The organism is Neobacillus oceani (assembly GCF_046237595.1).
In the GTDB taxonomy this organism is placed as follows: Bacteria; Bacillota; Bacilli; order Bacillales; family Cytobacillaceae; genus Bacillus_D; species Bacillus_D oceani.
Genome location: NZ_CP143543.1, coordinates 67113 through 79434 on the forward strand (window position 1 = coordinate 67113; position 12322 = coordinate 79434).

A 12322-nucleotide genomic window follows, 5' to 3' on the forward strand; every position below is an offset into this window, starting at 1 on the left:
AGAAAAGGGTGTGAACAAATGGAAGTGACAGACGTAAGATTGCGGCGGGTAAACACAGAAGGGCGAATGAGAGCGATTGCATCCATAACGCTCGACAATGAATTTGTCGTCCACGACATCCGTGTGATCGATGGCAACAACGGCTTGTTTGTGGCAATGCCGAGCAAGCGGACTCCGGACGGGGAATTCCGGGACATTGCCCATCCGATCAATTCCGGAACCCGCGGGAAGATTCAGGAAGCAGTTCTGGCCGAGTACCACCGCCTTGGAGAATTGGAAGTAGAATTTGAAGAAGCCGGAGCTTCCTAAGAATACCGCAACGAGGGCCTACTTCGAAAGTCAGGCTCTTTTTTCGTTTTGCCTTATCCCCTATAGTCCCCGTGGATTCCACCCTTGTGTCAATATTATACATTCCTCCTGTATCCTTGAAATGGGCGCCCATTTACGTTAATATTTTAAATTGGATAAAGTGTAGCTGCCGGGCGGCTGCCTTGAAGATCGAAACACAATTCTATTCTATTCAAAAGGATATTGGAGGCATGGCCATGTCGAACCGTTTTGCTGTCATTCTGGCTGCAGGCCAAGGGACACGTATGAAATCGAAATTGTACAAAGTGCTTCACCCTGTTTGCGGAAAGCCAATGGTGGAGCATGTAGTTGACGAGATATCAAAGCTTTCCATTGAAGAAATTGTTACAATCGTAGGCCATGGTGCTGAACAGGTACAGGAAACACTTAAGGAAAAATGCAAATACGCGCTGCAAGACCAGCAGCTTGGCACGGCCCATGCTGTCATGCAGGCGGCATCTCTGCTCGAAGGCCGGGAAGGTACGACCCTTGTTGTATGCGGAGATACTCCTCTCATCCGGGCAGAGACAATGGAGGCGCTGCTCCGCCACCATACGGAACAATCCGCAAAGGCTACGGTCCTTACCGCCAATATGGAAAATCCGGCTGGTTACGGCCGTGTAGTCCGTAATCCGAGCGGGCATGTTGAAAAAATTGTTGAGCATAAGGACGCCAGTGAGGAAGAACGTGCGATAACAGAGATTAATACGGGAACCTACTGCTTTGACAACAAGGCCCTGTTTGCAGCACTTCAAAGCGTCTCCAATGAGAACGCGCAGGGGGAATATTACTTGCCGGATGTTATTGGAATCCTCAAGGGCCAGGGTGAAACGGTTACGGCATATCTTGCCGAAAATCCCGATGAAACGCTTGGCGTCAACGATCGGGTCGCCCTCTCGGAAGCTGAACGGCTTATGAGGGAGCGCATCAACGAACTTCATATGAGGAACGGAGTCACGCTAATTGATCCTGCCAATACTTACATTGGCGTTGACATTGAAATCGGCAGGGATACGGTTATTTACCCTGGGACCATCCTTAGCGGAAAAACGGTCATCGGTGAAGAATGCGTAATTGGGCCGAATTCTGAAATAGATTCATGTGAAATTGGGAACAAATCTGTTATCCGCCAATCGGCAGCTTTTAAGAGTTCAATTGGATCCAATGTCAATATCGGGCCATTTGCCCATATACGCCCAGATTCAGCTCTTGGCAACGACGTGAAAATCGGCAATTTTGTAGAAATAAAGAAAGCAGTGATCGGCGATTCCAGCAAGGCATCCCACTTGAGCTATATTGGAGATGCCGAGGTTGGAAGGGACGTCAATATCGGCTGCGGCTCCATTACCGTCAACTATGATGGCAAAAACAAGTTTTTGACAAAAATAGAAGATGGGGTATTTATCGGCTGCAATTCGAACCTGGTTGCCCCGGTGACGATTGGAAAAGGCGCCTATGTCGCTGCGGGCTCCACCATTACTGAAAATGTGCCTCCTGAAGCATTGTCACTTGCAAGGGCGCGGCAGGTAAACAAAGAAAACTACGTTCAAAAACTTAACATAAGGAAATAACCAATTGGAGGCCATTATGTCAAATCAATACCTAGATCCGAATTTAAAGGTGTTCAGCCTGAACTCTAACTTCCCACTAGCCGATGAAATTGCCAAAGTAATCGGTGTCGAGTTGGGAAAATGCTCCGTTACCCGCTTCAGTGATGGGGAAATTCAGATTAATATTGAAGAGAGCATCCGCGGCTGCGATGTTTATGTCATCCAATCAACGAGCGCTCCAGTCAATGAAAATATTATGGAATTGCTTATCATGATCGATGCGTTGAAACGGGCGTCGGCAAAGACGATAAATATTGTAATGCCTTACTATGGCTATGCGCGCCAGGACAGAAAAGCGCGCGCACGTGAGCCGATTACTGCAAAACTGGTTGCAAACCTGCTTGAAACAGCAGGGGCAACCCGCGTTATTACGTTTGATTTGCATGCGCCTCAAATCCAAGGCTTCTTTGATATCCCGATTGACCATCTGATGGGTGTGCCTATCCTGTCGGAACACTTTAAGACCAGGGATCTAAACGGGGATATTGTTATTGTCTCCCCTGACCACGGAGGCGTGACACGCGCGCGGAAGATGGCTGAGCGCCTGAAAGCGCCAATCGCAATCATTGATAAGCGCCGTCCGCGCCCGAACGTAGCCGAAGTAATGAATATCGTCGGACATATTGAAGGCAAGGTAGCAATCCTGATTGATGATATAATTGATACTGCGGGCACAATCACGCTAGCTGCGAATGCGCTTGCGGAAAACGGTGCTAAAGCGGTGTATGCGTGCTGCACGCATCCGGTCTTGTCCGGGCCAGCCATTGAACGCATCCAGAACTCGAATATTAAAGAGCTTGTTGTAACAAATACGATTGAGTTGAAGGATGAAAAGAAAATAGATAAGATTACGACGCTTTCAGTTGCTCCTCTTATTGGCGAAGCCATTATAAGAGTACATGAAGAACAATCCGTAAGTACATTGTTTGATTAAAATCTGTTTGTGAGGGCCTTCCGTACAGGCATGGCCTTTTCCTCACGTTGTAGCAGGTTCCGCCTCTTAGTTAAGTCTAATGCGTTTAAACCTACCTCTTTTAGGGCACTTTTTATTAGAGGAACCATAGAAGAAATAGGAAGGGGATAAATTCATGAGTACAGTTTTGCAGGCAACAAACCGCAGCGGAGAGAAAAAGATTTCTGTTAGGAAGTTACGGAGGGAGGGCAATATTCCGGCTGTCGTTTACGGGTCTGATGTTGAAAGCACGCCTGTATATGTCAGTGCGGCGGATTTTGCCAAAACGATTAAGGAAGTCGGAAGGAACGGCGTCTTTTCCCTTGATGTAGACGGGAACAAGCAGGAGGTTGTCCTGACTGACTACCAAAAAGAAGTCATTAACAATGATATTATTCACGCAGACTTTCTTGCAGTGGATAAGTCGACGAAGATCAATGCCGAAGTAAACGTCACCCTTGTAGGGGACTCTCAGGGAGTAAGGGATGGCGGTGTTCTGCAACAGCCGTTATTCGCAGTTTCCATTACAAGCACTCCGGCAAATATTCCTCCTGCAATTGAAGTGGACATTACTTCGATGCAGGTGGGAGACGTGCTTACGATTGCCGATTTGAACACAGAAGGCAAATTCGAGATTAATCATGAGCCGGACGAGGTGATTGCATCCATCCTGCCTCCTAGGGTTGAGGAAGAAATTGATACTGGCGAGCAGCAGGACGGAGGAGTTCCTGAGAACGAAGAAGGAAGGGAAACAGCGCCTTCTGAAGAATAATAAACCAGACGTAGCCTTAGAAATAAGGTTACGTCTTTTATCATTTATTGAGCGGGGGAATCGGGATTGAAGTTGATTGTCGGTTTAGGAAATCCCGGCAGACAGTACGCGGACACAAGGCATAACATTGGCTTTGCAGTCGTTGAACGCCTGTCGGACAAGCTTGGCATCCCTCTGGACCAGCTGAAGCACAAAGGAATGTTTGGGATGGGCCATTACAAAGGCGAAAAGGTAATCCTTCTGATGCCCCTCACATATATGAACCTGTCAGGTGAATCCATCCGCGCGGCCATGGATTTTTATAAAATTGGCACGGAGGACATCCTCGTTATCTACGATGATCTTGATTTACCTGTTGGAAAAATCCGTCTCCGCCAAAAAGGAAGTCCTGGCGGGCATAATGGAATCAAATCAACAATCGCCCACCTTGGAACAGCTGACTTCAACAGGATCAGGATTGGGATTAGCAGGCCGCCAGCCGGCATGGCTGTACCTGATTATGTCCTCGGGCGGTTTAGGAAGGAAGAGGAACCGTTGATGGCGGAAGCCGTAGAGAAAAGCGCCGCCGCCTGTGAAGCATGGCTTGAAAAGCCTTTTTTACAGGTTATGAATGAATTTAACCAGTGAGCATGCAATACAATAAAGGGAATGAATAATCTTTTCCCCTGCCGTCCATACTATGGGTACGGCTTGCCTTAGGAGGGAATTGATTGTCTATCCATTATATTTGCCGCCATTGCGGCGTCGCGCTCGGTTCGATTGGGCATACATCTGCCGACTCTGTGATGCTCGGCCTTCATGCGCTTAATGGGCGGGAAAGGGCGGCGATGGTTTCATATCAGCAAAACGGTGATATAGAAATAAAGTCCATATGTGAAAATTGTCAGGAAACATTAGAAAAAAACCCTAGTCTACACCAATATGATTACTTGATTCATTAATCAGGCTTTGGATAAAGTTCCAAAGCGTTTTTCTGTTTCTATACGATGGGAGTAAAATGTATGAGTTTTGGAGAAAAAGGAAAAGCAGCCGGGAAAGGAGGGGTTGGGATGGAAGGACTAAAAACCCTGTTTCTTGAACAGGAAGACATACAATCTGTTATCAGCGGGGCGGAAGGCGGCTTAAAGGAGCAGCTTGTCGCTGGACTATCCGGCTCATCCCGGACGGTTTTAGCTGCGTCGATTTACAAGCAAACAGGCAGGCCGATCCTTTTGGTCACCCATAACCTCCTTCAGGCACAAAAGCTTTATGATGATATTTCCAGTCTTTTATCGGATCGGGAAGTTTACTTATTTCCTGCAAATGAATTGATCGCTGCCGAGATGAGCATTGCAAGCCCCGAGCTAAGGGCGCAAAGGATTGAGGTGCTGAATGACTGGAGCAGGGGTGGAAAAGGCATCCTGATTGCCCCTGTAGCGGGGATGAGGAAGATTCTTCCCCCGAAGAAAGTATGGCAAGAGTACCAGCTTCGGATTAGCAAAGATAAGGACCTGGATATAGACGAGGTACTTGAAGCATTTGTGAATATGGGCTATGTCCGGTCGGAGATGGTTTCAACCCCTGGCGAATTCAGCGTCAGGGGCGGAATTATAGATATATTTCCGCTTACGGAGACCAATCCGCTCCGGATCGAGTTATTTGATACGGAAGTGGAATCGATTCGGACCTTTTCCCTTGAAGACCAGCGTTCAAGGGACAAAGTCACGGAAGCGTTGATTGGCCCGGCTACAGAGTTGCCGTTTGGCGAAGGTGACTTTTTGCGGGTATCCCAGAAACTTGAGGAAGGGTTGGCTGAAAGCCTGAAGGCCATCAAAGATGATAAAGCGAAACTTCAGATGTCGCAGAATATTTCCTTTGAATTGGAACAGTTGAAGAATGGCCAGCGCCCGGACCAACTATTCAAGTATGCCTCCATAGCATATGAACATCCAGCTAGTTTACTAGATTATCTTCCTGATAATGGCTTGGTCGTGATTGATGAAATCAGCAGGGTACAGGAAATGAATGACTCGCTCGACCGGGAAGAAGCCGAGTGGTATACATCGCTTTTAAGCGAAGGGAAAATCATTCAAGGTTTATCCTTATCTCACCATGTCCAGGAACTTTTCCAAAAACGGGCTTTCCCGGTCTTGTACTTATCGTTGTTCCTTCGCCATGTGGCCAATACGAGCCCGCAGAATATTATCAATATTTCATCAAGGCAGATGCAAAATTTTCATGGCCAAATGCATCTATTGAAATCGGAGATGGAACGCTGGAGGAAAGGCGGTTATACCGTCCTTTTCCTCGGTGTAGATTCGGAGCGTGTCGGGAAGCTACAAAGGGTGCTCGAGGACTATGGAATCGAAGCGGGAATGGCAAGCGGGGACGCAAGGCTTGTTCCAGGCAGCGTACTTATCATGCATGGAGGCCTTCAGGGTGGATTTGAGCTTCCCCTGCAGAAAATCGCGGTGATTACCGAGGAAGAGCTTTTTAGCAAGCGCCCGAAAAAATCCCGCCAGCGCCAAAAGCTATCCAATGCGGAGCGAATCAAAAGTTACTCGGAGTTGAAAGTCGGCGACTATGTTGTCCATGTCAATCACGGGATTGGGAAATACCTTGGCATTGAAACGCTCGTCATCAATGGGCTGCACAAGGATTACCTCCATATTCGCTACCAGGGGACAGACAAGCTTTATGTCCCTGTTGAACAGATTGATCTTGTCCAGAAGTATGTTGGATCGGAAGGAAAAGAACCAAAGATTTATAAGCTTGGTGGCAGCGACTGGAAGCGGGTGAAGAAAAAGGTTCAGTCATCCGTCCAGGATATTGCGGATGATTTGATTAAGCTGTATGCGGAGCGGGAGGCCGCTGTCGGTTATGCCTTCAGCCCCGACGGCGATATGCAGCGGGAATTCGATTCTTCCTTCCCCTACCAGGAAACGGAAGACCAGTTGCGCTCCATCCATGAAATCAAGCGGGATATGGAAAAGCCGCGGCCGATGGACCGGCTCCTTTGCGGGGATGTTGGCTATGGGAAGACGGAAGTTGCCATACGGGCCGCTTTCAAGGCTATAGCAGATGGAAAACAGGTCGCCTTCCTCGTTCCAACGACAATCCTTGCGCAGCAGCATTATGAAACTATCCGGGAAAGGTTCCAGGACTACCCAATCAATATTGGCCTTTTAAGCCGATTCCGTTCAAGAAAGCAACAAACGGAAACGATTAAAGGACTGAAAGCGGGAACCGTTGACATTGTTGTCGGCACACACAGGCTTTTGTCCAAAGACGTCGTTTACCGGGACATCGGCTTATTGATTATTGATGAAGAACAACGGTTTGGGGTCACACATAAAGAGAAAATCAAACAGTTAAAAACCAATGTGGATGTCTTAACGCTGACCGCAACGCCGATTCCAAGGACACTCCATATGTCGATGCTCGGCGTCCGTGACTTGTCGGTCATTGAAACTCCCCCGGAAAACCGTTTCCCAATCCAGACCTATGTGATGGAATACAATGGGATGCTTGTAAAGGAAGCGATTGAACGGGAACTTGCAAGGGATGGGCAGGTTTATTTCCTATATAACCGTGTTGAGGATATTGAACGGAAGGCGGAGGAGATTTCCGTGCTTGTCCCGGATGCCCGGGTTACTTATGCACACGGCCAAATGTCGGAAAATGAGCTCGAATCCGTTATGATCAGTTTTCTTGCGGGGGAATTCGATGTTCTTGTTAGCACGACCATTATCGAGACAGGAGTCGATATTCCGAACGTCAATACCTTGATTGTCCATGATGCGGACAGGATGGGGTTGTCACAGCTTTATCAGCTGAGGGGGCGTGTCGGCAGGTCAAACAGGATTGCCTATGCATATTTTACTTACCGGAAGGACAAGGTTCTTACTGAAGTGGCCGAAAAGCGGCTTCATGCGATTAAAGAGTTTACCGAACTAGGTTCGGGCTTTAAAATCGCGATGCGGGACCTGTCGATAAGGGGTGCAGGAAATCTGCTTGGCGCACAGCAGCACGGCTTTATAGATTCCGTTGGTTTCGATCTTTACTCCCAAATGCTGAAGGAAGCGATTGAAGAACGAAAAGGAAAGCGGAAAGAAGAAGTAAGGCCGACTGTCGAAATCGATCTTGAAATTGATGCATATATACCGGATTCCTATATTCGGGATGGGCACCAAAAGATCGAGATGTACAAACGGTTCAGGGGAATTGAAGGGATTGATGACCTGAACGAACTGGAGGAAGAATTGAAAGACCGTTTTGGGGAATATCCGGACGAGGTTTCCTACCTGTTCAATGTTGCCGAAATAAAAATCCACGCCCTAAAGGCGGGAGTCGAATCAATCAGACAGATAAAGGATACAATCACCGTCCTTTTGAATGAGGAAGGCAGCTCGGAAGTACCCGGAGATGCAATTGTTGAAGTTACCTATCCTTATGGCCGCAGGGCCGGGTTTGGAATGGATGGAAGCAAGTTTAAGATCACCTTGGATGTACGTGGGGAGGAAACATCGAGGTGGCTCCATGCCATTTATGAAATTACCAGGGGATTGGACGCCGCCCGGAATACAAAACGGAAGAAATAATGTCTCCATTATCGTTTTTTAATCGGTTTCAATGTTTTAGGATGAATAAACTTGGGTACTTCTACAATGTAGCCGGACATTTCAATTGGCATCTTTATCCTGTTTTGGAAGTTTTGTTATCACAAATAAAATCTATTCGCCTATGAATAGAACTTTCCATATGAAGGATACTAAGTTCAAACTTGGTGATGCTATCACCATAAAGGAAAAAGGAACACCAATTTCAATCATCAGATGAAAGTGAGGCAACATTGGATGAAAGCAACAGGTATAGTTCGTCGAATCGATGATTTGGGTCGTGTTGTTATCCCGAAGGAAATCCGCAGAACCCTCCGTATACGGGAAGGTGATCCATTGGAAATATTCGTCGACCGTGATGGAGAAGTAATCCTGAAAAAATACTCGCCAATCAGTGAGTTAAGCGATTTTGCAAGGGAATATGCAGAAGCGCTTTATGACAGCCTTGGAAACCCAGTTTTAATATGTGACCGGGATACCTATATCGCGGTGGCGGGAGGCTCCAAAAAGGATTTCCTGAACAAGAACATTGGAGAATTGGTTGAAAAGACTATGGAAGACCGCTCTTCGGTCCTCGTCACACAGCAAGGGACAATTGGGTTGGTCGATGGTATCGATGAATCGGTTTCTTCTTACACAATCGGGCCAATTATCGCAAACGGCGACCCAATCGGAGCAGTCATCATTTTTGCAAAAGAGGGCACCCTTGGGGAAGTGGAGAAAAAAGCGGTTGAAACCGCAGCAAGCTTTCTTGCAAGGCAAATGGAACAATAATGAAGGAGAAGGCTGTCCCAAAGCGGGTACAGCCTTCTTTTTTGGATAATGGAAAGTGAAATCCTGTTCCTCTATCCGCCGTATTTCTGCCCCTTGGGCCTTTCTAATGGGCTTATCGTCTGGAAATATGGCCATATGCTATAATAGTTGTCGAATTCGTTTATGAAGGAGACTGCAATGGAGCCGGTAAAACAGGCGCAAAATCTTTTTAAGGGAGCCTTCATCATGACGGCTGCCGTGTTGGTAACAAAACTGTTAAGTGCTGGTTACCGAATCCCATTCCAGAATATCGCCGGGGATGTCGGCTTTTATATTTATCAGCAAGTGTACCCGTTTTATGGAATTGCGATTGCCTTAGCTACGACCGGTTTTCCGGTCGTCCTTTCGAAGCTATATGCGGAGAGGAGAGAGCGGGGCGGCCAGCTTCTAGCGGCTTCGTATATCGTCCTGCAGCTTTTTGGTTTGATATGCTTTGGGGTGCTTTATGCTGGGGCGGGATTTATAGCGCGGTTGATGGGAGACCCAGGCCTCGTTGTATTGATTAAGGTTGTTTCTATTGTATTCTTACTGTTTCCGCCAATCTCCGTCCTGCGTGGCTATTTTCAGGGAAAAGGGGATATGGTCCCCACGGCTTCTTCGCAGATTGGTGAGCAAGTTGTCCGGGTAGCAACCATACTCATGGTTGCCGTCTTGTTTACCAGCCAAGGCCTTTCCTTGTACTATGTTGGGTCTGGGGCAATGCTTGGGTCCATTACAGGGGGAATTGTTTCCCTCGCGATCCTCGCGCTGTTTTTCCGGAACCGAAGGGAAGATTTGCTCAGCGTTTTTTCCCATTCGCTTCGGATGCCGCCCTTAAAGGAAATCAAACATGCAGCCAAAATGCTGGGGCTCCAGGGCCTCGCCATCTGCATCGCCAGCCTGTTAATGGTTTTTATTCAACTTGCAGATGCTTTGAACCTGTATTCTCTTCTTGTCGGCCAAGGCATTGCCCCAGAAGCCGCAAAGGAAATGAAAGGGATATTCGACCGCGGCCAGCCCCTCATCCAGCTTGGCCTCGCGGTGGCCTCTGCTATCTCATTATCGGTTGTGCCCCTAATTGCGAGCAATAGGCTTACGCGTGACAAAGCCTTCCTGGTCCATAACATCAGGCTTGCGATGCACGTAACTGCCATGATTGGGGCCGGTGCGGCCGCAGGGCTTTGGATGATTGCAAAGCCCGCCAATATCATGCTATTTGAAAATGCAAAAGGCACCGCAGTGCTTGCGGTATTGAGCAGTGCAATCGTCTTTAGCTCGGTCATCTCGACCGCTGCGGCCATTTTGCAGGGCCGCGGGGTCTTGTTTAAGCCAGCCGCAGCCATCCTTTTGGGCTTCCCGCTAAAGTACATCCTCAATCTTGCCCTCGTTCCACAATTTGGGACGCTGGGCGCGGCATGGGCAACAGCGATAACGTTATGTGGAATCGCCATTTGTGCCATCCTGTTCCTAAAGAGCAGTATGGACGTGGAGATTTTTCAGTGGGTATTTTTGAAAAAAACAGGCATTGCCCTTGCGGCGATGCTCATATTTTTAAAATTGTTCCTCGCGGGTACCGGTTTTTTATATGGAATCGGCAGCGAACGGGCGGCCGCGGCCATACAGGCGGTGGGGGCAAGTTTGTGCGGAGCCTTTATTTACGCCTTGGCCATCGTCAGGAGCGGCGTCTTTCGCACGGAAGACCTTGCGCTGTTTCCGTTCGGAAGCAAACTATTATTATTGCTGCCAAAAGATAGGAGCAGGATATGATGAAAAAAGAAATTGAAATCATTGGGTTAGGCTCGGCAGATTTGGATGCCATGCCCCTAGGGGTGTACAAAAAATTAAAACAGAAGGGAAGGGTCTTCCTTAGGACAAAGGAACATCCTGTCGTAGGTGAGCTTGAGAAGGAAGGATTCACCTATACCTCTTTTGATTCCATTTATGAAAAACATGATTCATTTGAAGCGGTATATGAAGAAATTCGCGATATCCTTCTTACACAGGCAGGCCTCGGGCCGATAGTATATGCGGTGCCGGGCCATCCGCTCGTAGCGGAACGCACAGTCCAGCTCCTGCTGGAAGCACAGGAGAAGCAAGAGGGGATTAGCATCAGGTTCGGAGGGGGACAAAGCTTTCTCGATGCGCTGTTCCTTAGTTTAAGAATCGACCCTGTGGAAGGCTTCCAGCTCCTTGATGCAACGGCCCTCAGTGCCGATCAGCTGCAGTTGCGGCAGCATATGTTCATCAGCCAGGTTTATGACCGGCTGATCGCCTCGGATGTCAAACTTACATTGATGGAGAGGCTGCCGGATGAATATGAAGTGTACATCGTAACAGCGGCTGGCAGTCCGGAAGAAAAGATAGAAAAGGTGCCTCTTTATGAACTGGACCATACAACAGAAATACATAATCTTGTTACCCTTTATGTTCCTCCGGTAACTCAAGAAGAGCTACATATGCGCGATTTTTCCGAATTAAGGAATATTATTTCTGTTTTGAGGGGTCCAAATGGCTGCCCGTGGGATAAGGAACAAACCCATGATTCCCTGAAAAAATACTTGCTTGAAGAAACATACGAAGTCATTGACGCGATCGACAGTGGAGATATCGACCATTTGATAGAAGAACTGGGTGATGTTCTTCTCCAGGTAATGCTCCATGCGCAAATTGGCGAGGATGATGGGTATTTTACAATCAATGATGTAATTGAATCGATTTCAGCTAAAATGATTAGAAGGCATCCGCATGTTTTCGGAACAAAAACGGCGGAAACAGCGGATGAGGTTATCGCTAACTGGCAGAAAATCAAGGAGCAGGAAAAAGGGGCTATAAGGAAAGAGTCTCTTCTGGAAGGCATACCGAAATCATTTCCTGCCCTTATGAAAGCATATGAATTGCAAAAAAAGGCGGCAAAGGCCGGGTTTGACTGGCAGGAAATCGGCCCCGCATTCGAGAAGGTTAAGGAAGAGTTACAAGAATTCGAGGCTGAATTAACAAGTGAAGCCGGGCTTACACTTGCTAAAAAGGAATTTGGCGACCTTTTATTCGCGTTTGTTAATGTCGCAAGGTTCCTGGGCATCCATCCGGAAGAAGCCCTTATTGAAACGAATGATAAATTTGTGCGCCGCTTTCGTTACATTGAAGAAATGGTAAAGAAAAGCGGCAAGGCGATCGAGGGCCATTCGCTTGAGGAGCTTGACCGGTATTGGGATGACGCCAAGAAAAACGGGTTATAGATTTGAAAAGAATA

General features: G+C 47.6%; 10 protein-coding genes. All 10 read left to right on the forward strand.

The window, feature by feature from the left end; genetic code table 11:
* Positions 1-18: 18 nt before the first annotated feature.
* Positions 19-309 carry a septation regulator SpoVG gene (spoVG, locus tag V1499_RS00345; RefSeq protein WP_042453823.1) on the forward strand — a complete coding sequence of 97 codons (291 nt, stop codon included), beginning with the start codon at positions 19-21 and terminating at the stop codon, positions 307-309.
* Positions 310-545: 236 nt separating this feature from the next.
* The gene (gene glmU, locus V1499_RS00350; RefSeq protein ID WP_409272964.1) at positions 546-1919 is read left to right on the forward strand and encodes a bifunctional UDP-N-acetylglucosamine diphosphorylase/glucosamine-1-phosphate N-acetyltransferase GlmU; all 1374 of its coding nucleotides are present in this window, start codon (positions 546-548) and stop codon (positions 1917-1919) included.
* Positions 1920-1935: 16 nt separating this feature from the next.
* Positions 1936-2892 (forward strand): ribose-phosphate diphosphokinase, encoded by a 957-nt coding sequence (locus V1499_RS00355; protein ID WP_409272966.1) that lies wholly within the window; start codon positions 1936-1938, stop codon positions 2890-2892.
* 154 nt (positions 2893-3046) lie between these two features.
* Positions 3047-3682, forward strand: coding sequence for a 50S ribosomal protein L25/general stress protein Ctc (locus V1499_RS00360; protein ID WP_409272968.1), 636 nt, complete (start codon positions 3047-3049; stop codon positions 3680-3682).
* Positions 3683-3748: 66 nt separating this feature from the next.
* A complete protein-coding gene (pth, locus tag V1499_RS00365) occupies positions 3749-4309 on the forward strand; it encodes an aminoacyl-tRNA hydrolase (RefSeq protein ID WP_409272970.1) in 561 nt (186 codons plus the stop codon).
* A gap of 83 nt (positions 4310-4392) precedes the next feature.
* Positions 4393-4623, forward strand: coding sequence for an anti-sigma-F factor Fin family protein (locus tag V1499_RS00370; RefSeq protein ID WP_316572797.1), 231 nt, complete (start codon positions 4393-4395; stop codon positions 4621-4623).
* Positions 4624-4731: 108 nt separating this feature from the next.
* A complete protein-coding gene (mfd, locus tag V1499_RS00375) occupies positions 4732-8262 on the forward strand; it encodes a transcription-repair coupling factor (protein ID WP_409276188.1) in 3531 nt (1176 codons plus the stop codon).
* Between the two features lie 255 nt (positions 8263-8517).
* Positions 8518-9054 carry a stage V sporulation protein T gene (gene spoVT, locus V1499_RS00380; protein WP_409272972.1) on the forward strand — a complete coding sequence of 179 codons (537 nt, stop codon included), beginning with the start codon at positions 8518-8520 and terminating at the stop codon, positions 9052-9054.
* 177 nt (positions 9055-9231) lie between these two features.
* A complete protein-coding gene (locus V1499_RS00385) occupies positions 9232-10839 on the forward strand; it encodes an oligosaccharide flippase family protein (RefSeq protein WP_409272974.1) in 1608 nt (535 codons plus the stop codon).
* Positions 10839-12308: a nucleoside triphosphate pyrophosphohydrolase gene (gene mazG, locus V1499_RS00390; RefSeq protein ID WP_409276189.1), complete on the forward strand. Its 1470-nt coding sequence runs from the start codon at positions 10839-10841 to the stop codon at positions 12306-12308. Before V1499_RS00385 ends, mazG begins: the two co-directional genes overlap by 1 nt.
* Positions 12309-12322 lie beyond the last annotated feature (14 nt).